This is a genomic window from Streptomyces sp. x-19 (genome assembly GCF_046549115.1).
Classification (GTDB): Bacteria; Actinomycetota; Actinomycetes; order Streptomycetales; family Streptomycetaceae; genus Streptomyces; species Streptomyces albulus_C.
Genome location: NZ_JAJPWK010000003.1, coordinates 709,234 through 728,355, shown reverse-complemented (window position 1 = coordinate 728,355; position 19,122 = coordinate 709,234). Strand labels below are relative to the sequence as shown.

16 protein-coding genes are annotated in these 19,122 nt (G+C 73.7%); 7 read left to right on the top strand and 9 right to left on the bottom strand.

From position 1 onward, the window contains the following. Window positions 1-68: 68 nt before the first annotated feature. From ACLJT4_RS11905 to ACLJT4_RS11895, 3 genes are all read left to right on the top strand, one after another. Window positions 69-2,183 carry a phage holin family protein gene (locus ACLJT4_RS11905; RefSeq protein WP_411122237.1) on the top strand — a complete coding sequence of 705 codons (2,115 nt, stop codon included), beginning with the start codon at window positions 69-71 and terminating at the stop codon, window positions 2,181-2,183. Between the two features lie 309 nt (window positions 2,184-2,492). After that, window positions 2,493-3,878: an amino acid permease gene (locus ACLJT4_RS11900; protein ID WP_411122236.1), complete on the top strand. Its 1,386-nt coding sequence runs from the start codon at window positions 2,493-2,495 to the stop codon at window positions 3,876-3,878. 261 nt (window positions 3,879-4,139) lie between these two features. Next, window positions 4,140-4,541 carry a nuclear transport factor 2 family protein gene (locus tag ACLJT4_RS11895; protein ID WP_411122235.1) on the top strand — a complete coding sequence of 134 codons (402 nt, stop codon included), beginning with the start codon at window positions 4,140-4,142 and terminating at the stop codon, window positions 4,539-4,541. Window positions 4,542-4,548: 7 nt separating this feature from the next. Here the strand turns inward: ACLJT4_RS11895 and ACLJT4_RS11890 are convergent, their stop codons facing one another. Continuing rightward, complete coding sequence (locus ACLJT4_RS11890) at window positions 4,549-5,361, bottom strand: helix-turn-helix domain-containing protein (RefSeq protein WP_165479671.1); 813 nt, start codon at window positions 5,359-5,361, stop codon at window positions 4,549-4,551. Between the two features lie 178 nt (window positions 5,362-5,539). On the opposite strand from ACLJT4_RS11890, the gene ACLJT4_RS11885 reads away from it, so the two are divergent. Next, complete coding sequence (locus ACLJT4_RS11885) at window positions 5,540-5,851, top strand: 4a-hydroxytetrahydrobiopterin dehydratase (protein WP_376556410.1); 312 nt, start codon at window positions 5,540-5,542, stop codon at window positions 5,849-5,851. 11 nt (window positions 5,852-5,862) lie between these two features. Here the strand turns inward: ACLJT4_RS11885 and ACLJT4_RS11880 are convergent, their stop codons facing one another. After that, on the bottom strand, window positions 5,863-6,783 hold the full coding sequence (locus ACLJT4_RS11880; protein WP_411122234.1) for a YihY/virulence factor BrkB family protein: 921 nt from the start codon (window positions 6,781-6,783) through the stop codon (window positions 5,863-5,865). 191 nt (window positions 6,784-6,974) lie between these two features. Beyond that, window positions 6,975-8,069: a DUF1266 domain-containing protein gene (locus ACLJT4_RS11875; RefSeq protein WP_411122233.1), complete on the bottom strand. Its 1,095-nt coding sequence runs from the start codon at window positions 8,067-8,069 to the stop codon at window positions 6,975-6,977. Window positions 8,070-8,200: 131 nt separating this feature from the next. On the opposite strand from ACLJT4_RS11875, the gene ACLJT4_RS11870 reads away from it, so the two are divergent. Then, window positions 8,201-9,178: a class I SAM-dependent methyltransferase gene (locus ACLJT4_RS11870; RefSeq protein ID WP_411122232.1), complete on the top strand. Its 978-nt coding sequence runs from the start codon at window positions 8,201-8,203 to the stop codon at window positions 9,176-9,178. Between the two features lie 84 nt (window positions 9,179-9,262). Here ACLJT4_RS11870 and ACLJT4_RS11865 read toward each other — a convergent pair whose 3' ends face one another. Beyond that, on the bottom strand, window positions 9,263-10,198 hold the full coding sequence (locus ACLJT4_RS11865; protein ID WP_411122231.1) for an alpha/beta fold hydrolase: 936 nt from the start codon (window positions 10,196-10,198) through the stop codon (window positions 9,263-9,265). Between the two features lie 261 nt (window positions 10,199-10,459). On the opposite strand from ACLJT4_RS11865, the gene ACLJT4_RS11860 reads away from it, so the two are divergent. Continuing rightward, complete coding sequence (locus ACLJT4_RS11860) at window positions 10,460-10,741, top strand: hypothetical protein (RefSeq protein WP_411122230.1); 282 nt, start codon at window positions 10,460-10,462, stop codon at window positions 10,739-10,741. 123 nt (window positions 10,742-10,864) lie between these two features. On the opposite strand, the gene ACLJT4_RS11855 is transcribed toward ACLJT4_RS11860, so the two are convergent. The 4 genes from ACLJT4_RS11855 to ACLJT4_RS11840 form a co-directional block, all read right to left on the bottom strand. Next, the gene (locus tag ACLJT4_RS11855; protein ID WP_411122229.1) at window positions 10,865-11,650 is read right to left on the bottom strand and encodes a VOC family protein; all 786 of its coding nucleotides are present in this window, start codon (window positions 11,648-11,650) and stop codon (window positions 10,865-10,867) included. A gap of 268 nt (window positions 11,651-11,918) precedes the next feature. Then, window positions 11,919-12,752 (bottom strand): aldo/keto reductase, encoded by an 834-nt coding sequence (locus tag ACLJT4_RS11850; protein ID WP_411122228.1) that lies wholly within the window; start codon window positions 12,750-12,752, stop codon window positions 11,919-11,921. Window positions 12,753-12,865: 113 nt separating this feature from the next. Continuing rightward, on the bottom strand, window positions 12,866-14,692 hold the full coding sequence (locus ACLJT4_RS11845) for an AMP-dependent synthetase/ligase (RefSeq protein ID WP_411122227.1): 1,827 nt from the start codon (window positions 14,690-14,692) through the stop codon (window positions 12,866-12,868). Window positions 14,693-14,987: 295 nt separating this feature from the next. Next, complete coding sequence (locus ACLJT4_RS11840; protein ID WP_411122226.1) at window positions 14,988-15,851, bottom strand: LysR family transcriptional regulator; 864 nt, start codon at window positions 15,849-15,851, stop codon at window positions 14,988-14,990. A 205-nt stretch (window positions 15,852-16,056) separates the two neighbouring features. On the opposite strand from ACLJT4_RS11840, the gene ACLJT4_RS11835 reads away from it, so the two are divergent. Further along, the gene (locus ACLJT4_RS11835) at window positions 16,057-17,199 is read left to right on the top strand and encodes a bile acid:sodium symporter family protein (RefSeq protein WP_411122225.1); all 1,143 of its coding nucleotides are present in this window, start codon (window positions 16,057-16,059) and stop codon (window positions 17,197-17,199) included. Here ACLJT4_RS11835 and ACLJT4_RS11830 read toward each other — a convergent pair. Then, a complete protein-coding gene (locus ACLJT4_RS11830; protein WP_411122224.1) occupies window positions 17,085-19,022 on the bottom strand; it encodes an exo-alpha-sialidase in 1,938 nt (645 codons plus the stop codon). The genes ACLJT4_RS11835 and ACLJT4_RS11830 overlap by 115 nt on opposite strands. Window positions 19,023-19,122: the final 100 nt, after the last annotated feature.

Below are 19,122 nucleotides of genomic sequence, written 5' to 3'. Positions count from 1 at the left end.
GATGACACCCTTGGCCGGAATGCCCGCCCGGCCGGTGCGGTGGGCCGGAGTGCGGAGGACGGGACGGCGTGCGGACCGCGCGGTGGAAGGCCCTGGGCGGCGCCCTCCTGAGGGTGCTGGCCGTCTGGGCGGTCTCCAGCCTGACCCTGCTCGCCCTGGCGGCGGTGCTGCCCGACTTCCGGCTCCAGGCCGCCGGTGGCGACAGCCTCACCCGCACCGCGCTCACCGCGGCGCTCGGCGCCGGCGCGTTCGGCCTGCTCAGCGCCCTGGTGTGGCCGCTGCTGGTGCGTGCGCTGCTGTTGGTGCCGGCGCTGGTGCTCGGGTTGTTGGTGTTCTTCCTCAACGGCTCGCTGCTGCTGGTCGCGCTGGATGTGATGACGGCCGGTCGGGGGCGGAGCACACCGGAGACCGCGGTGATCGTCGCGGCGGTGATGTCCGCGGCGTCGTCGGCGACCTCCACCTTCCTGGCGGTGCGCAACGACGAGGCGTACCGGCGGCGCCTGGTGCGGCTGGCCGGACGGCGGGGCAGGCGGGCCCGCGCGGACCGCGGACCCGTCACGCCGGGCACGGTCTTCCTCCAGATCGACGGCGTCGGTCACGACGTCCTCCAGGCGGCGACCCGCGGTGAGCAGCCGCTGATGCCGACCGTCGCCCGCTGGATCGACACCAGTCACCGACTCACCCCGTGGCACACCGACTGGTCCAGTCAGACCGGTGCCAGTCAGCTCGCCCTCCTGCACGGCAGCAACGAGGACCTGCCGGCCTTCCGCTGGTACGAGAAGGAGACCGGCGGCCTCATCGTCAGCAACCGGCCCAGCAGCGCCGCCGAACTCCAACGTCGGGCCGTCGCCCGCACCGGCGACGAGGGACTGCTCGCGCACGACGGCGCCAGCCGCGGCAACCTCTTCAGCGGCGGCGCCGACCAGGTCGCCCTGGTGATGTCGGTGGCCGCCCGGCGCGGTCGCCGCAACCGCTCCCGGGCCGGCTACTTCGCCTACTTCTCCGACCCGGCGAACGCCACCCGCACCGCGGTCTCGTTCGTCGCCGACGTCCTGCGGGAGATCGGGCAGGCGCTGCGCAGCCGCTGCCGCCGCGAGCGCCCGCGCGTGGGGCGCGGCGGCCTGTACCCGGTCATCCGGGCTTTCGCGACGGTCGTCGAGCGGGACGTGGTGGTCGCGGCGGTCGTCGGCGACCTGCTGGCGGGCCGCACCGCCGTCTACGCCGACCTGGTCGCCTACGACGAGGTGGCCCACCACTCCGGGCCCGCGCACCGCGACACCCACCAGGTGCTGCGCCGCCTGGACCGGTGCATCGCCCTGATCGCCGAGGCCGCCCGGCACGCGCCCCGGCCGTACCGCATCGTGCTGCTCTCCGACCACGGCCAGAGCCCCGGCGCGACCTTCCGGGACCGCTACGGGCTGACCCTGGGGGACCTGGTCCGCGCCGGGTGCGGGCTGCCGGTCCGCGGGCGGGCCGGGCGCACCCCCAGCGGCGCCGAGGCCCGGGAGGCGGCGCGGGCGGCGCTGGGCCGGCCCGAGGGCCCGTCGGACGGGGACCGGCGCGGTGCGCAGCCGGTCGTCCTGGCCTCCGGCAACCTCGGTCTGGTGTCCTTTCCGGACGTCCCCGGCCGGATCACCCGCGAGGAGTTGGACCGCCGGCACCCGGCGCTGCTCGACACGCTCGCCGGTCACCCGGGCATCGGCTTCGTCCTGGTGCGCTCGGCCGTGCACGGCCCGGTGGTGCTGGGGCCGGACGGCGGTGAGCACCACCTCGACGGCGGGCGGGTGATCGGCGCCGATCCGCTGGCGCCCTTCGGGCCCGGTGCGGCCGCCGCGGTCCGCCGCACCGACCGGTTCCCGCACGTCGCCGACCTCATGATCAACTCCGTCTGCGAGCCGGCGACCGGGGCGGTGCACGCCTTCGAGGAGCAGATCGGCTCGCACGGCGGGCTGGGCGGCCCGCAGAGCCGGCCCTTCCTGCTGTGGCCCGCGGAACTGACCCCACCGGTTGCCGACGGCACGCCCCTGACCGGCGCCGAGCAGGTCCACCAGGTGCTGCGCCGCTGGCTGCGGGAGGCGCACGGCCCGCACCTGCCCGTCGGCGCCGGGACGGAACGCCCGCGCCACGAGCCCGAGCCCGGGTCGGATCCGGGGCCGGAGCCGGCCGACCGGTTCACCGCCTGACCCTCGGCCCTCGGCACCGGCGCGGGACCTCCCGCCCCCCCCGACCAGCGACGACACGTTGTGCCACCCCGGCGGACCGTTCGGTAGCCGGGCGGCGCCGCCGAAGAAATTCGCCCGGCGAGCGGCTTCGGCAGGACGATTCGCGGCGATTTTGAGTGGTTGCGTGCGGCCGGTGACCATGGGCTCAGCCGGCACCCCGGCGAGCCCGCACGATGAGAGACGCGTCACACCACCATGCACCGCGATCCCACTGCAGAGGCCACCCCTGCCGCCTCTGACCTGCAACCATCAGCACAGCGTCCGTTCCGGATGAACCTCCTGACGGCCACCGCCCTGGTGATGGGCAACATCATCGGCGGCGGCATCTTCCTGCTGCCGGCCTCGGTCGCCCCCTTCGGCACCATCAGCCTGGTCGCCTTCGGCGTCCTCACCCTCGGTGCGATCTCCCTCGCCCTGGTCTTCGGGCGGCTCGCCCAGCGCCATCCCGACACCGGCGGCCCCTACGTCTACGCCCGCGAGGCGTTCGGCGACTTCGCCGGGTTCCTCTCCGCCTGGTCGTACTGGACCATGACTTGGGTCAGCAACGCCGCACTGGCGGTGGCCGCCGTCGGCTACGTCCACGTGCTCTTCCCCGGCCACGCCTCCCGCGGCGTCGACCTGATGGTCGCGCTGGGCGCACTGTGGCTGCCGGCGCTCGCCAACTTCGCGGGCACCCGCTACGTCGGCGCGGTCCAACTGGTCGCCACGGTCCTGAAGTTCGTGCCGCTGCTGTTCATCGCGATCGTCGGCCTGTTCTTCTTCGACCCGCACAAGCTCGGGGCGTTCCACGAGGGCGGCGGCAGCACCCTGGGCGGGCTGTCCGCGGCGGCCGCGATCCTGCTCTACAGCTACGTGGGCGTGGAGTCGGCCGCGATGAGCGCCGGCGAGGTCCGCGACCCCGAGCGCAACGTCGGCCGGGCCACCGTCCTGGGCACCATCGGCGCCGCCGTGGTCTACCTCCTGGGCACCGTGTCGGTCTTCGGCACCGTTCCGCACGACAAGCTGGTCCACTCCAAGGCGCCGTTCTCCGACGCCGTGGACGCGATGTTCGGCGGCCACTGGGGCGGAACGCTCATCGCGGCCGCCGCCGTGATCTCCATCATCGGCGCGCTCAACGGCTGGACGCTGATGAGCGCGCAGTCCCCGTACGCCGCCGCCAAGGACGGCCTCTTCCCGGCCGCGTTCCTCACCAAGCGGCGCGGCGTGCCGACCTTCGGGGTGCTGGCCGCCGCGGTGCTGGCCAGCGCCCTGACCGTGATCAACTACTTCACCGGCAGCGGCGGGGTCTTCGAGATCCTGGTGCTGATCACGACCTTCTCGGCCACCGTCCCCTACCTCCTCGCCGCCGGCGCGCAGATCTACTTCCTGCTCACCGGCCGCCGCGACCGGGTCCGCCCCGGCCGCTTCGCCCGGGACATGACGCTCGCGCTGGTCGCCTTCGGCTTCACCTTCTGGCTGGTGGCCGGCGCCGGCTACGCCGCGATCTACCAGGGCGTGCTGTTCCTCTTCGTCGGGATCCTGGTGTACGCGCTGATGGCCGCCCGCCGGTCGACGGGCCGCGGACGCCGCTCGGACGCCGCCGGGGAGGCCCCCGCGGAGCCCGCTGAGGGCGCCCCGGTGGACCAGGGCGCGCGCACCGGCCCCGCGACGGACTGACCACCCCGCCGCGGCGTCCCGCCCGGACTAATGCCCCTGGCCGCACCGCTGCGACCAGGGGCATTACCTTGCGGGTAATCGACCGGCCCCCGTCGCTCCGGCAGAGTCGGGGCATCGGTTCACGGGCCGGCGCACTCCGGCCCGTGGACCGGTGCTGACGCTCCGTCAGTCACCTGTCCGCCGGATCCGTTCCGGAACGCGCGTCGGACGGGCGCCGGGTCCGTACCCGACGCCTCCGCCGCCAACCACCAGGAGTTCGTGATGTCGCAGAACGTGCAGCAGGTCGCCCCCGCGCCGGCCATCGACCACGCGGCCGCCGCCGAGCGCTACCTCGCGGCCTGGAACGCCACCGAGGCCGGGGCGCTCGCCCGGGCCGTGACGGCGGCCTTCACCGCACAGGCCACCTACACCGACCCGCTGGCCGACGTCGCCGGGCACGACGGGCTCACGGCGCTGATCACCGGGGCGCACCAGCAGTTCCCGGGCTTCGTGTTCCGCCCGCTCGGCGCGGTGGACGGCCACCACGACATCGCCCGGTTCGGTTGGGAGCTGGTCGCGCCGGACGGGTCGGCGCCGGTCGCCGGCTTCGACGTGGTGCGGCTGGCCGAGGACGGCCGGATCGTGTCGGTGCTCGGCTTCCTGGACCGCGTCCCGGGGGCCTGAGCCACCCTCACCCGGCGACGTCGCGCAGGTGCGCGGCCGTTTCGGGGTCGGCCGGCAGGAACGCCTCCAGCGCCAGCTCCGAAACGGTCACGTCCATCGGCGTGTTGAAGGTGGTGATGGTCGAGAGGAAGGACAGCACCGCACCGCGGTGCTCGATCACCAGCGGCAGGGCGAACGGCGGGTGTTCGCCGGCGGCCGCGGCCCGGTGTTCGCCGTCCGGCATCGGATAGGAGCGCAGCTCGTCGTGGAGCGCGCGCAGCGGTGCCGACCGCATGAGCGCCAACTGCCGGTCCAGTTGGGCGAAGAGGTGCTCCCGCCACTCCGGGAAGTTGCGGATGCGGGGTGCCATGCCGCGCGGGTGGAGGGTGATCCGCATGGCGTTCATCGGCGGGCGGAGCAGTTCCGGATCGACGCCTTCCAGGAGTACGCCGATGCCCCGGTTGGCCGCCTGCACCTGGTACGTCCCGTCGACCACCAGGGCGGGATAGGGCTCGTAGCCGGCCAGGAGGCGGTCCATGCCGGCCCGGAGGGCGGACATCGACGGGTCGTCCAATGGGGTCTCCGGGAAGGCGGGGGCGTAACCGGCCGAGATCAGCAGGGCGTTGCGTTCGCGGACGGGCACGTCGAGGTGTTCGGCCAGCCGCAGCACCATCTCCTGGCTCGGACGGGCGCGGCCGGTCTCGATGAAGCTGATGTGGCGGGCGGAGGAGTCGGCGCGCAGTGCCAGTTCCAACTGGCTGATCCGGCGCCGGTCGCGCCACTCGCGCAACAGGGTGCCCACACCCGTGGTTTCCGGCGCGAACGCCGTGGCAGTCGTCATGGCGCCGACGGTAGCCGACCTGCCAGGCATTACCCTGGGTAACTCGGGGGGCGGGGGCGGCTGCGACGCGCGGCGGGCCAGGGCCGCACCCCGTTGCCGGACGCGGAACCGCCCCCGGCGTGCCAGGCTGTAACTGCCGCGTTCCAGCGGCGGTGACCGGCACACGGCGGGAGGCGACATGGGCGCGCAGGTGGTACCACTCGACGACGCGGAGATCGAGGACCGCCTCCTCGACCTGCCCGGCTGGACGCTCGACGAGGACCGGCTGAACCGCAGCTACCGCTTCGACCGCCACTTCCAGGCCGCCGCGATGGTCATCCACATCGCGCAGATCCAGGAGGAGTTGGGCCACCACGCCGAGCTGACCCTGGGGTACAACCAGCTCACCGTCGCGGTCAACACCCACAGCGCCGGCGGCCGGATCACCCACCTCGACTTCGGCCTGGCCCGCCGCATCGAGGAGATCGCCGCCGGACACGGCGGGCTCTGACCGCTCCGGCGTCAGCTCGGGCGGCGCGGCCCGATCACCCGTCCGGCCCGCGCCAGCTCCACGTTGAACTGCGCGCCCGACAGCAGCGACAGGTTCGAGAACCACAACCAGATCAGGAACACCACCGGCCCCGCCAGTGACCCGTACAGCCGGTTGAACGTGCCGACGTACGACGCGTACAACGCGAAACCCGCCGATGACACCAGCCACAGCAGCACCGCCAGCACCCCGCCCGGCCCGGCCCGTCGCACCCCGCGGGAGTGCGGCGGCCCGGATCGGAACAGCACCATCGCCAGCACCGTCGCAAGCACCAGCAACAGCGGCCACTGGAGCACGTTCCACAGCGTCTCGCCCGCTTCGCCGAACCCCAGCGCGCGCCCCAACGCCGTCGCCACCGGCCCGCTCACCAGCAGCGCCACCGCACTGGAGATCAACAGCGCCATCAACAGCAGCGCGGTGACGATGATCCGCGGCGCCTTCCGCCACGGCGGCCGGTCGTCCTTCGTCCGGTGCATGGCGTGCAGGGCCCGCCGGAACACCGCCAGATAGCTGCACGACGACCACAGCGCACTGACCGTCGCACCGCCCACCACCACCCACGCGGCGGTGCGCTGGTGCGCCATCACCACCAGCGCGTGCCGGACGGTCGCCCCCGACTCGGCCGGCGCCAGCGAACTGAGCCGGTTGATCAACTGCTCGGTACCGGCCGGATCGGCCAACCCGATCAGCGAGACGGTGAGGATCGCCGACGGCAGCAGCGCCAGCACCGAGTAGTACGTCAGGCTCGCCGCGTAGTCCGTCACGTCGTCGTGCCACACGGACAGCGGCGTCCGGCGCAACGCCGTGCGGTACCGCTTCCAGCGCGGTCGGCGGGCCGGGCGCCGCGCTCCGGTCCGTACCGGGGACGCGGACGGTGCGGTCTCAGCTCCCATGCCGGACCTCCGTCGCGCCGGCCGCCCGCCGCCCTGCGACGCCCCCCATACCGCTCCCGTCCATCGCCCATCCGTCCTCTGCGCCGTACCGGTCCGGCATCCTCCGGTCCCGGTCCTGCATCATGCCCCGGTACGTCGGCCGCCGGCGAGCCGCCGGCCGACGACCCACCCGGGGGCGTGAACCGGCCCCGTCAGGCGAACGGCAGCGTCCGCCACGGCGACGCCGGATCCTGCGTCAGCACCCGGTGCAGGTACACCGCCTCGCCGTACGCCGGCCCGAACCAGCCGTTGTCGAACGCCAGCACCCGGCCGAGCGCGTAGCCCGCGGCGAACTCCTCCCACGAGCCGTAGACCTCCGCGGCCCGCGCCGCCACCCGCGCCACCGCCTGCTCGGCCTGCGGCGGCGCGCACAACCGCGCGCCCAGGCCCCAGCGGACCAGGCCCACGGCGTGCGCCAGGTCCATCGCGACCAGCGACACCACCCGACCGTCGGCCGGCAGCAGCCCGTCCGCCCGGAACCGCTCCTCGTACCGGCCGACCAGCTCCGGGACCGTGGGCGCGGCGCCGCCGTCGGCCGCCGCGTCCCCGGCGGGCTCCGCCCCGGCACGTGACCGGGCGCGGGCGCGCAGCGCCGTCTCGGTCTCCGCCGGCACGAACTGCCCGCCGAGCAGCTGCTCGAACCGCTGCTGCCAGCTCACCGGGTCGCCCACCGACCACTGGGCGCGCAGCGTCTCGGCGTCCGTCGAGTAGTCCAGGAACGCCGTCCCCAACTCGTTCCAGGGCACGCTGTGGTGCACGGCGAGCGGGGCCCCACAGGCCAGCCCCCGCGCCACCGGACCGTGCGGCGGCCCCCCGACGGCAGCACCTCCCATGCCGTGCAGGCCAGGGGAGAGGCTCACCAGGAGCCCGCCCGGCCGCGCCCCGACCTGCGCCCGCATCCGCAACCAGCCGGCACGGTGGGCCGGCGTCGCGGACAGGTACGAGGCGTACGGGGTGCCCGGGTTGACGGCCAGTCGCCACTTGTCGTGGGGCCAGTCCTGGGCCAGTTCCTCGACGGTGACGCGGTCGAAAAGTCGCTGTGGTTCCCACGGCGGCAGCATGCCGCGCGTCAGCACGGGAATGCACTTACCGCCCGCCACCGGATCGTGGTAGACGGGCAGCGGTTCCTGACCCTGCTGCGGCACCGCCAGGTACAGATCCTCGCCGGCGATCGCCGCGACCTGTCCGTCTCCGTCCCCACGCGCCGTCGCCTCATACAGCCGCCGCTCGGTCTCCGTCGGCGGCATCCATCCCGGAGTACCCACAGGCCAAGACCCTACGGTGATCCCGTCCCCGGCCGGAACCAGGGGCCGCGCACGGGCCGCCGACCCGGCCCGGCCGCTTGCCGGCACCCACCCCGTACCGGAGGCTCGATGCCATGAGCAGTCACGACCACCCCGTGCCCGGGCACCTTCCCCCGAACCCGCCGCGCCCTTCGAGCCCGGGCCACCACGCTTCCCACGCCGGCCAGGACGGCACCACCATCGACTGGGAGGTGCTCGGTCCGCACCTCGAACGGGGCGCCGAGATCCAGACCCCGCTCTACGAGCAGGCCGCCGCCTGGCTCCGCGAACTGCTCGGTCCCGACGTCCCCGGCGCCCTCGATGGTGGGTCGGCGCCCGTGCGCCGCATCCTGGACGTCGGCAGCGGCCCCGGCGTGGTCAGTTGCCTGCTGGCACTGGCCTTCCCGGACGCCGAGGTGTGCGCGGTGGACGCCACCGAGGCCCTGTTGGACCGGGCCCGCGCCCGCGCCGAGCGGCTCGGGCTGGGCGACCGGATCCACACCCACTGCGCCGAGGTCCCGCACGGCCTCGATCCGCTCGGCGGCGCCGACCTGATCTGGTCCAGCAAGGCGCTGCACCACGTCGGCGACCAGCGCGGTGCGGTGGCGGCCCTCGCCGGCCACCTGCGGCCCGGCGGACTGCTCGCGGTCTGCGAGGGCGGCCTCGCGCCGCGCTTCCTGCCGCGCGACATCGGCATCGGCCGCCCGGGACTCCAGGCCCGCCTGGACGCGGCCGCCGAGGACTGGTTCGCCGACATGCGGGCCGCCCTGCCCGACGCCACCGACGCCCTGGAGGACTGGCCGGCCTTCCTGGCCAACGCCGGTCTGCGCACGCCGTGCACCCGCAGCTTCCTGCTGGACCTGCCGGCGCCGCTCGCCGAGGACGCCCGCCACTACATCCAGGCCAATCTCAGCCGCGCCACCGAGGAGTACGGCGACCAACTGGACCCCGAGGACGTCACCACCCTCACCCGACTCACCGACCCCCACGACCCCGCCGGCATCACCCGCCGCCCGGACGTCTTCCTGCTCTCGGCGCAGACCGTCCACACCGCTCGCGCCCTGGAGTCGTAGCCGACGGCGGGGTGCGGGCGGCTGCGACGTCCGGCTCGTTCCGGCGTCGACGGGCCGGGCTCCGCCACTGGCGTCGTGCGGATATCAGGCGGCCGGTGGCGGAGCGGCGAGCGCCGGGCGGACCTTGGTGAGCATCAGGTCGAGGAACTGGTCCGGGTGCCGGAAGCCGGCGAAGTGGCCGGCGTCGCGGATCAGTTCGCACTCCTTGTGGGGCGCGCTGACGTCGTCGAAGAACCGGCGGGCGGGCCCCGGCGGGGTCAGCACGTCGCCGTCGCCCTGGAAGAGGAAGAACGGGATCGCGAACGTGGTGCCTTCGGCGCGTTCGTCGACGGTCGCGGCCTGGAGCTGGAGCCGCTCGGAGAAGCTCATGGCCCTCAGGTAGGTCCGCAGGCCGCGCAGGGTGTGCAGGGGCGAGAACCACAGCGAGCGGAACACGACGGTCTTCATGGTGTCGTAGGACAGCGGGTCGCTGGTGAGGACCAGCTTGTTGAACTCGGCGACCTGCCGGACCGTCCAGGCCCGCCGGTCGGCGCCCATGGCCAGCACCGCGGCCAGCTCCTTCCGCTTTCCCGCCGTCCGCAGCCGGTCCACCACTGCGGTGTACGCGGCGCGCTCGCGACCGCCGTCGACGATGTTCTGGTCGGTGCCGACGTAGCCGGAGTACAGCTCGGGGTGGTTGCGCGCCAGGCGCAGGCCGAGCACGGTGCCGAAGGAGTTGGCGAGCAGCAGCACCTTCGGCACGCCGAGCCGGGTCCGGACGTACGCGGTGACCTCCAACGCATCGCGGTGGAGCCGTTCGAGGCTGAGTTCGCCCTGTCCGTCGGGGCCGCCGGCGGCGAAGGTGAAGCCGGCGCCGCGCATGTCCCAGCGCACGAGCGTGAAGTGCTTCTCCCACACGTGGGTGCGCGGCAGGAACACCAGGTTGGACGCGCCCGGGCCGTCCAGGACCTCCAGGACCACCGGATTGGCGAGGTCCTCGCCACGGATCGAGACCCACTGGTCGATGCCGCCGATCTTCACCCCCGACCCCGCCGACCCGCTGGACTTCGCCCTGGCACGCGTCCTCGACGGCGTGCAGGCACTCGTCGCGCCCGCGTGACGGAGCGCCGGAGCGGGCCCGTGCACGGCCCCGGGCCCCTTCCGCGCAGGGCGGTGCGGAGCGCCTTCGGATCGCAACCGACACCGGGCGACGTCACCGCGATGGCCCGCACCGACCGGCGGAACCCCCCGACCGCGATGAGGATGAGCGGGACAAGAGGGGGGCAGCGAAAGGGATTGATCATGTTCCGCTCGATTGCCACGGTACTGGCCGCCACCGCCGTCACCGGATTCCTGAGCACCGGCATAGCCAGTGCCGCGCCCGACCGGCCCCAGGCCCCTGCAGCCGTCACCCAGCACGCGCAAGGCGGCGACGGAGGCGGCGGAGGCGTCGGGGTCGGCGGTGTCGGCGACGGCAGCCGTGACCACGGCGTCGGCGTCGGCGGCGTGGGCGCCAGGGGCACGGTCGGGGTCGGCGGCGTCGGCCCCAACGGCAACGAAGGCGTCGGCGTCGGCGGCCTGTGAGGCTCGCGCCGCCGTTCCGTCCCGGCACCCGCCTCGTGCGGGGGCCGGGACGTCGCGACTCCACCGGCGGTGGCCCCGCCTCCACCGGCACCTCGCCGGTGGAGGCGGGGCCACCGCTTCCGCTCACTCCATCGGCTTCGGGCGGATCAGGGCGAAGACCGCGCCCTGCGGGTCGGTGAGCACGGCCATCCGGCCGGCGACCATGTCGAACGGTTCCACGATCGCGTTGCCGCCGGCCGCGGTGACCCTGGCGACCGCCGCGTCCGGGTCCGCCACCGCGAAGTACGTCAGCCAGTGCGAGGGCGTGTCGGCCGGCAGGTGCTCCGGCATCGGCTGCATGCCGCCCACGGCGCCCCCGTTCACCTGGAGCGCGTAGTAGTGCTCCACGCCCTCCATCGTGGCGGATTCGATGCCGAAGGCCGCGCGGTAGAAGGCGGAGGCGGCCGACCGGTCGGAGGTGTTGAGCTCGTTCCAGATCAGCGCGCCGGCCTCGTTGACGACACCGGCACCGGGGAAGTCGACCGCTTGCCAGACGCCGAAGACCGCTCCGGTGGGGTCGGCGGCGATGAACATCCGACCCAGCGACATCACGTCCATGGTCGGCATCAACACGGTGCCGCCGGCGGACTCCACCGACCGTTGACTGGCCTCCGCGTCGGCGCTGGCCAGGTAGGTGGTCCAGACGGTCGGCGGGGCGGGCTGGTCGCCCATCGCGACCGCGGCCATGATGCCGGCCACCGGCCTGCCGTTCAGGTGGCAGACCGCGTAGCCGCCGGTCTCCGGAGGTCCGACCTCCCCGCGCCAGCCGAGGAGCTCGGAGTAGAAATCGATGGCGGCCTTCTGGTCGGGGGCCGCCAGGTCGACCCAGCAGGGTGTCCCGGGTGCGTAGGGAGTGGTGACGTCGGGCATCGGTGCCTCCTCGGCGCGGAGTTTCAGCTGCCCAGCGGCAGCGCCCGGCGGCCGGGTCGTGCTGCGGCCGCCCCCTCTCCACATTTGCCGCCACCCGCCGCCCCCGCCACTCGGGGCGGCGTCCGGCCAGCTCACGCCGCCGCTTCGCCGCGCCGACCGGCACCCGGGATCGCGGACGCGCAGCGGCGCCGCCCGCCCCGGACGGGACGGACGGCGCCGCTGCGGGGCCTTGAGACCACTGGACCACGTCGAACGCGGCCGGGTCGGGTCAGACCACGTCGAACGCGGCCGGGTCGGGGCCGAGGCGGTTGCCGGAGTCCAGGCCGGCCAGGGCCGACAGGTCGGCGTCGTCCAGGGCGAAGCCGAAGACGTCGAAGTTCTCCCGGATCCGCGATGGGGTGGCGGACTTGGGGATCACGACGTTGCCCAGCTGGAGGTGCCAGCGCAGGACCACCTGGGCCGGCGTCTTGCCGTGCTTCTCGGCGATCTTGGCGATCGTCGCGTCCTCCAGGAGGCCCCGGCCCTGGCCCAGCGGCGACCACGCCTCGGTCGCGATGCCGTGCCGGGCGTGGAAGGCGCGGGACTCGCCCTGCTGGAGCTGCGGGTGGAGCTCGATCTGGTTGACCGCCGGGACGACGGAGGTCTCGCCGAGCAGCCGCTCCAGGTGCGCGGGGAGGAAGTTCGACACCCCGATGGCCTTCGCGCGGCCGTCGGCGTAGATCTTCTCGAACGCCTTGTACGTGTCGACGTAGGTGTCGCGGGAGGGCAGCGGCCAGTGGATGAGGTACAGGTCGACGTAGTCCAGCCCGAGCTTGGCGAGCGAGGCGTCGAACGCGCGGAGGGTGGCGTCGTAGCCCTGCTCGGAGTTCCACAGCTTGGTGGTGACGAAGAGCTCCTCGCGCGCGACGCCGGAGGCGCTGAGGGCCTTGCCGGTACCCACTTCGTTCCCGTAGATGGCCGCGGTGTCGATGCTGCGGTACCCGGCCTCCAGGGCGTGGCCGACGGCGGCGAACGCCTCGTCGTCGGGGATCTGCCAGACACCGAAACCGAGCTGGGGCATCGTGACGTCGTTGTTGAGCGTGATGGACGGAACCGTGCTCACGGGGGATTCGATCCTTACGTCGGTTTTCGTGTTCTGTGCCGACAACGATCATCCGTCCTCGGACATTCCCGCGCACGCGGACGGATTTCGCCCGCGGGTCCGCCCGCCCCGCCTCACCCCCGGTACAGCGCCTCCACCTCCGCCTCGTACGCCGTCTCGATGGCCTTGCGCTTGAGCTTGAGCGAGGGCGTCAGCAGCCCGTGCTCCTCGGTGAACTGATGGGCCAGTATCCGGAACGTGCGGATCGACTCGGCCTGCGAGACCAGGGTGTTGGCGGCGACCACGGCGCGCCGGATCTCGGTCTCCAGGTCGGGGTCGCGCACCAGGTCGCGCGGCGGCATCTCCGGCTTGCCGCGCATCGTCAGCCAGTGGGCGACCGCCTCCGGGTCCAGCGTCACCAACGCCGCGACGAACGGCCGGTCGTCGCCGACGACGATGCACTGGGCGACCAGCGGATGCGCCCGCACCCGCTCCTCCAGCGGCACCGGCGAGACCGACTTGCCGCCCGAGGTGACCAGGATCTCCTTCTTCCGGCCGGTGATCGTCAGGTAGCCGTCCTCGTCCACCGCGCCGAGGTCCCCGGTGGCGAACCAGCCGTCGTGCAGCACCGCGTCGGTGGCCTTGGCGTCGTTGTGGTAGCCCTGGAAGACCTGGCCCCCGTAGAGCCAGATCTCGCCGTCTTCGGCGAGGTGGACGGTGGTGCCGGGGATCGGGGTGCCGACGGTGCCGAACCGGGTCCGCTCCGGCGGGTTCGCGGCGGCCGCCGCGGTGCTCTCGGTCAGGCCGTAGCCCTCGAAGATCCGGACGCCGGCGCCGGCGAAGAACAGGCCGAGCCGGCGTTCCATGGCCGAGCCGCCGGACATCGCGTGCCGCACCCGCCCGCCCATCGCGTCGCGGACCTTGCTGTACACCAGCTTGTCGAAGAGCTGGTGCTGCATCCGCAGGGCGGCGCCGGGGCCGGAGGCGGTGCCGAACGCCTTGTGTTCCAGCGCCTCCGCGTAGCGGACCGCGACCTCGACCGCCTTGTCGAACGGGCCGACCTTGCCGTCGGTCTCCGCGCGCCGCCGGGCCGCGGCGAACACCTTCTCGAAGATGTACGGCACCGCGAGGATGAAGGTGGGGCGGAAACTCTGGAGGTCGGGCAGGAGCGCACGGGCCGCGAGCTCCGGCTGGTGCCCCAGCTTGACCCGGCCGCGGACCGCCGCGACCTGCACCATCCGGCCGAAGACGTGCGCCAGCGGCAGGAAGAGCAGGGTCGCCGCCTCGTCGCCGGGCTTGGAGCGGAAGACCTTGTCGTACCGCAGCACGATGTTGTCGGCCTCGGCCATGAAGTTGGCGTGGGTGATCACGCAGCCCTTGGGGCGGCCGGTGGTGCCCGAGGTGTAGATGATCGTCGCGACGGCTTCCGGGGTGACCGCCATCCGGTGCCGGTGCACCACCTCGTCGTCGATGTGCGCGCCGGCCGCCGTCAGCTCGGCCACCGGGTCGGCGTCCAACTGCCACAGTTTCCGCAGCTGGGGGAGTCTGCCGATGACCGAACCGATGGTCATCGCGTGGTCCTCGTGCTCCACCAGGCAGGCCGAGACCTCGGCGTTGTGCAGCATCCAGAAGACCTGCTCCGCCGACGACGTCGGATAGAGCGGGACGGACTGGGCGCCGATCGACCACAGGGCGTAGTCGAAGAGGGTCCACTCGTAGCGGGTGCGGGACATGATGCCGACCCGGTCGCCGAACCGCACGCCCTCGGCGAGCAGGCCCTTGGCGAGCGCGATGACCTCGTCGCGGAACTGCTCGGCGGTGACGTTCTGCCACTGCCCCGCGGCGTCCTTACGTGCCAGCGCGGTCCGTCCGGGGTCGGATTCCGCGTTGTCGTACACCGAGTCGGCCAGCCCGCCGACCCGGGGCGCGGTCGCCAAAGGGGGGACGGTGAACTCGCGCAATTGCCCAGCTCCTCGTGGTGCTCCTCACAAGGCCGCGACCGTACCCCACGGGGGCGGTGGGCGGGAGTGCGCTACCACGCCGTGCCGGGGGAGTAGCCGGAACCGGCCAGGCAGGGAAATCGGGTTACTTGGGGTAACCGCGGACAATATCCGGTCCATCCGTGCCCGGACGAACACCGGGTCGGGACCGGATCTGCACCGAATCTCTGCATCTGTCGCAACGTCGGAGCGGCCCGGAAACCCCCTCCCAGCTGCTGCGACGATCCGCGGGAGGTTCCCGGGAGATCTCGGGGAGCTACGGCATCTGCAGCCGGTCGCCGCCCGCCAGGATCGCCTCGGCCAGCGCCTCCGCCGGGCCGCGCGCCGCCCCCGCGCGCTCCCCGTGCAGCAGTGCGAAGTCCACCCCGCCCAGTTCCGGCAGCCCGGCCCGGGCCGGTATCCGCACCAGGCCCGGCGGGATCATCCCGAGCGTGTGGGCCATCACGCCCAGCCCCGCCCGGGTCGCCGCGATCAGCCCGTTCAGGCTTCCGCTGGTACAGGCGATCCGCCACTGCCGGCCCTGGCCCTCCAGCGCCTCCAGGGCTCGCGCCCGGGTCACCGCAGGTGGCGGGAAAACGACCAAGGGGACCGGTCGCCGGGGGTCCAGGCGCAGCCGTTCGCCGCCCACCCACACCAGCCGGTCCCGCCACACCAGCCGGCCCTGCCGGTCCTCCGGTCGCCGTTTCGCCAGGACGAGATCGAGCCGGCCGGCCGCCAGCAACTCGTGCAGGGTGCCGGACAGCTCCACGGTCAGTTCCAGGTCGACCTCGGGGTGGTCGCGCCGGAACCCCTCCAGCACCTCCGGCATCCGGGTCAGCACGAAGTCCTCGGACGCGCCGAAGCGCAGCCGCCCGCGCAGCCGGGTCCCGGCGAAGAAGCTCGCCGCCCGTTCGTTGGCCTCCAGGATGGTGCGCGCGAACCCCAGCATCGCCTCGCCGTCCTCGGTCAGCTCCACGGCGTGGGTGTCCCGGGCGAACAGCCGCCGCCCGGCGGCGTCCTCCAGCTTGCGCACGTGCTGGCTCACCGTGGACTGGCGCAGTCCCAGCCGGTGCGCGGCCTGGGTGAAGCTCAGCGTCTGGGCCACGGCCAGGAACGTGCGCAGTTGCGCGGGCTCGAACACCGGTGACGCCTCCCTCTCGACGCGTCCCCACCGTCCCGCCGTGCGCGACCGTCGCGGCGACGCTCCCCGTTATCGCGGTCATTATCGCAGTTCATGATGACAGTGACCACGGTGAGAGGGGTTCCCGATCGCCGTTCCGCCCGGCAGTCTGGAGAGGGCACCGTCCATGCCACCGTCCGTGAGTCGTCGACCCCGAAGAGAGACCATGCGCCGCCCTGTCTTCCGCCTGCCCTCCTGGCTCCCCGTGGACGGTTACCTCCTCGCGTTGCTCGGCACGGTCGGGCTGGCCGCCCTGCTGCCGGCCCGCGGCGCCGCCGCCACCGCGGCGGACGGTGCCTCCACCGGGGCCGTCGCCCTGCTGTTCTTCCTCTACGGAGCCCGGCTCTCCACCCGGGAGGCGATGGACGGGCTGCGCCACTGGCGCCTCCACCTCACCACCCTGGCCTGCACGTTCCTGGTCTTCCCGGTGCTCGGCCTGGCCGCGCGCGGCCTGGTGCCCCTGGTACTGCCGCCCGCGCTGTACACCGGCCTGCTGTTCCTGTGCCTGGTGCCGTCGACGGTCCAGTCCTCCATCGCCTTCACCTCCATCGCCCGCGGTAACGTCGCGGCGGCGATCTGCGCCGGCTCGTTCTCCAGCATCGTGGGCATCGTCATCACCCCGCTGCTGGCCGGGCTGGTGCTGCACGGCGACGGCGGCGGCTTCTCCGCGCACTCCCTGGTGTCGATCGTCTGCCAACTGCTGCTCCCGTTCCTCGCCGGACAGGCCCTGCGGCGTTGGGTGGGTGGTTTCCTCACCCGGCACAAGAAGGTCCTCGGCTACGTCGACCGCGGCTCGATCCTGCTGGTCGTCTACGCCGCGTTCAGCGCAGGCATGGTGCAGGGCATCTGGCACCAGGTCTCCCCGCTGCGGCTGCTGTGCCTGGTGGGCGTGGAGGCGGTGCTGCTGGCGGTCATGCTGACGCTGACCTCGTACGGCGCGCGGAAGCTGGGCTTCTCGCGGGCCGACCGGATCGCGATCACCTTCGCCGGCTCCAAGAAGAGCCTGGCCGCCGGGCTCCCGATGGCCAGCGTCCTCTTCGGCGCCCAGGCGGGGCTGGCGGTGCTGCCGTTGATGCTGTTCCACCAGATGCAGCTGATGGTGTGTGCGGTGCTCGCCAAGCGGTACGCGGCACAGGCGGACGCCGACGGGCGGCCGGTGGTCGGGCCCGGCGGGGCCGGACCCGACCGGGCCGCTCAGCGGCCGCCCGCCACCCGGTCCAGCGGCAGCCCGAGCACCAACGGGCCGGCCACCGACGCGTCGTCGACCCGCACCCGGGAGAGCTCGGCGTCGGTCAGGGCCCGTCGGTAGACGCGGACCTCCGCCAGCGCCCCGGTGAACTGGGCCCGGCCGTCCGGCCGCTGGCCCAGGTGCACGCCGAACGTCGTGGTCCGGCTGACCGACCCGGGGACGTCGGCGGTGCCGGTGGTCGCGGTGCCGTCCACGGTCAGCAGCAGCCGGCCGGCCGCCCGGCGCACCGCGAGGTGGTGCCACTTCCCGTCGTTGGCGGCACCGACGCCGGAGACCTGGGCGGTGGCCGGCGGCCGGGCGCCGTCGACGGCCGTCAGCCGCGCGGTGATCCGGCCGTGCGCCGGATCGGCCTCGACGGCGACCTGCGGGGCCCGGCTGCCCACGCCGCCCATCCACAGCAGCGGCTGTTCGCCGGTGGTGGCGCGGTAGCGGAACCACAGGGTGCAGGTGAAGTCCGCGCGGCCCAGCGGGAGCGCATCGCGGTAGGGCAGGCGCACCGCGTCGTCGGTGCCGTCGAAGGACAGGGCGCGGCCGAACGGGCCGTCGGTGAGCCGGGCGCCGCCGAGCACCAGCGCCGGCCGGGCGCCGCGGGCCCGGTCGGGCGTGGTCGGGTCCGGGCCGCGGCGCGGACCGAGCCACTGTTCGGTGAAGCGGGCGAAGCGGATCTCGTCCCGGGCGTCGGCGGCGCCGCCCTCGTAGAGCAGGCCGGTGACGGTGGGGGAGATCGCGACCAGGTCGGAGTACCCGGACCAGTCGGTGGTGACCCGGGCGCCCCGGTCCACGCCCTCCCAGGTGCGGCCCTCGTCGTAGGAGGACCGGAGGGTCATCGTCCGGCGGCGGTCGGGGTCGGCGGGGGCGGCGAGCAGGGTGCGACCGGGTCCGGCGGCGGCGGTCGAGCGGGGCAGGCGCAGCGCCGACGCCTGCACCATCGGGGCGTAGAGGTCGGGGAGGGCGCGGAAGGGGGTGGTGAAGGTGTCGCCGCCGTCCCGGCTGACCGCGGCGGTGCGGTTGCCGAGGTCGGTGCCGTCCTGGTCGCGGCCGTTGACGTAGAGCGAGCCGTCGGAGCGCTCCAGGAGGGTCATCTCCGACGGCTTCTGCCGGAAGGTGCCGTCCGGTGCGATCGGCCAGCTGTCCAGTGCGCCGACCTTCCAGGTGGCGCCCCCGTCGTCGCTGTGGACGAGGGCGGCGTGGTTGGCGGTGATCCGGTTGCCCGCGTAGCTCTCGGCGTTGACGCCGAAGACCAGCCGCCCCGCGTGCCGTCCGTGGGCGAGCTGGATGCCGTGCACCGGCCCGGTGGCGTACCAGGAGTTCCACTGGCGCGGGCGGATGCTGCGGGTCAGGTCGCGGGGCGCGGACCAGGTGGCGCCGTCGTCGTCGCTGTACTGGAGGTGCGGGGTGCGGTCGCAGGGGACGTCGCAACTCAGGCCGTCGGTGCGGCCCTTGTTGTAGGTCTCGGCGAGGACGATCCGGCCGGTGCGGCGGTCCACCAGCGGTGCCGGGTTGCCGTGGGTGTCGCCGTCGCCGTGGTTGACGACCTCCAGCGGGCCCCAGGTCCGGCCGCCGTCGGTGGAGCGTTTGAGGACGAGGTCGATGTCGCCGGCGTCCCCGCAGTCGTGCACCCGGCCCTCGGCGAAGGCGAGCAGGGTGCCGCGGACGGTTCGCACGATGGCGGGTATACGGAAGCACGCGTAGCCCTTCTCGTGGGCCGCCTTGAAGAGGACCTGCTGCGCGAAGCCGCCCGACGGGGCGTCGGTGGCGGCCCGGGCGGGCGCGGTCGCCAGGGCGGCGAGCGCGGTGGCGGTGAGCGCGGCGACGGCGGACGGGGCGCGGCGGCGCCGGGGTCTGCGGCGGGGGAGGGGGTGCGCGCGGAGATCTGACGTCATGGTCCGGCCTGCCCTTCGAGGCATCGGGTCGGGTCATCAGGACATCCAACGTCCTATGTGCAGATGCGACGGAAGCTACTGCCGTGCGGGGAGCGCGACA

Excerpts from the sequence above, each read along its gene's own strand:
- ACLJT4_RS11895 (WP_411122235.1), top strand. The coding sequence starts at position 4,140 with ATGTCGCAGAACGTGCAGCAGGTCGCCCCCGCGCCGGCCATCGACCAC.
- ACLJT4_RS11835 (WP_411122225.1), top strand. The coding sequence starts at position 16,057 with ATGCGCCGCCCTGTCTTCCGCCTGCCCTCCTGGCTCCCCGTGGACGGT.
- ACLJT4_RS11830 (WP_411122224.1), bottom strand. The coding sequence starts at position 19,022 with ATGACGTCAGATCTCCGCGCGCACCCCCTCCCCCGCCGCAGACCCCGG.
- ACLJT4_RS11855 (WP_411122229.1), bottom strand. The coding sequence starts at position 11,650 with ATGCCCGACGTCACCACTCCCTACGCACCCGGGACACCCTGCTGGGTC.
- ACLJT4_RS11870 (WP_411122232.1), top strand. The coding sequence starts at position 8,201 with ATGAGCAGTCACGACCACCCCGTGCCCGGGCACCTTCCCCCGAACCCG.
- ACLJT4_RS11880 (WP_411122234.1), bottom strand. The coding sequence starts at position 6,783 with ATGGGAGCTGAGACCGCACCGTCCGCGTCCCCGGTACGGACCGGAGCG.
- ACLJT4_RS11890 (WP_165479671.1), bottom strand. The coding sequence starts at position 5,361 with ATGACGACTGCCACGGCGTTCGCGCCGGAAACCACGGGTGTGGGCACC.
- ACLJT4_RS11885 (WP_376556410.1), top strand. The coding sequence starts at position 5,540 with ATGGGCGCGCAGGTGGTACCACTCGACGACGCGGAGATCGAGGACCGC.
- ACLJT4_RS11860 (WP_411122230.1), top strand. The coding sequence starts at position 10,460 with ATGTTCCGCTCGATTGCCACGGTACTGGCCGCCACCGCCGTCACCGGA.
- ACLJT4_RS11875 (WP_411122233.1), bottom strand. The coding sequence starts at position 8,069 with ATGCCGCCGACGGAGACCGAGCGGCGGCTGTATGAGGCGACGGCGCGT.
- ACLJT4_RS11900 (WP_411122236.1), top strand. The coding sequence starts at position 2,493 with ATGAACCTCCTGACGGCCACCGCCCTGGTGATGGGCAACATCATCGGC.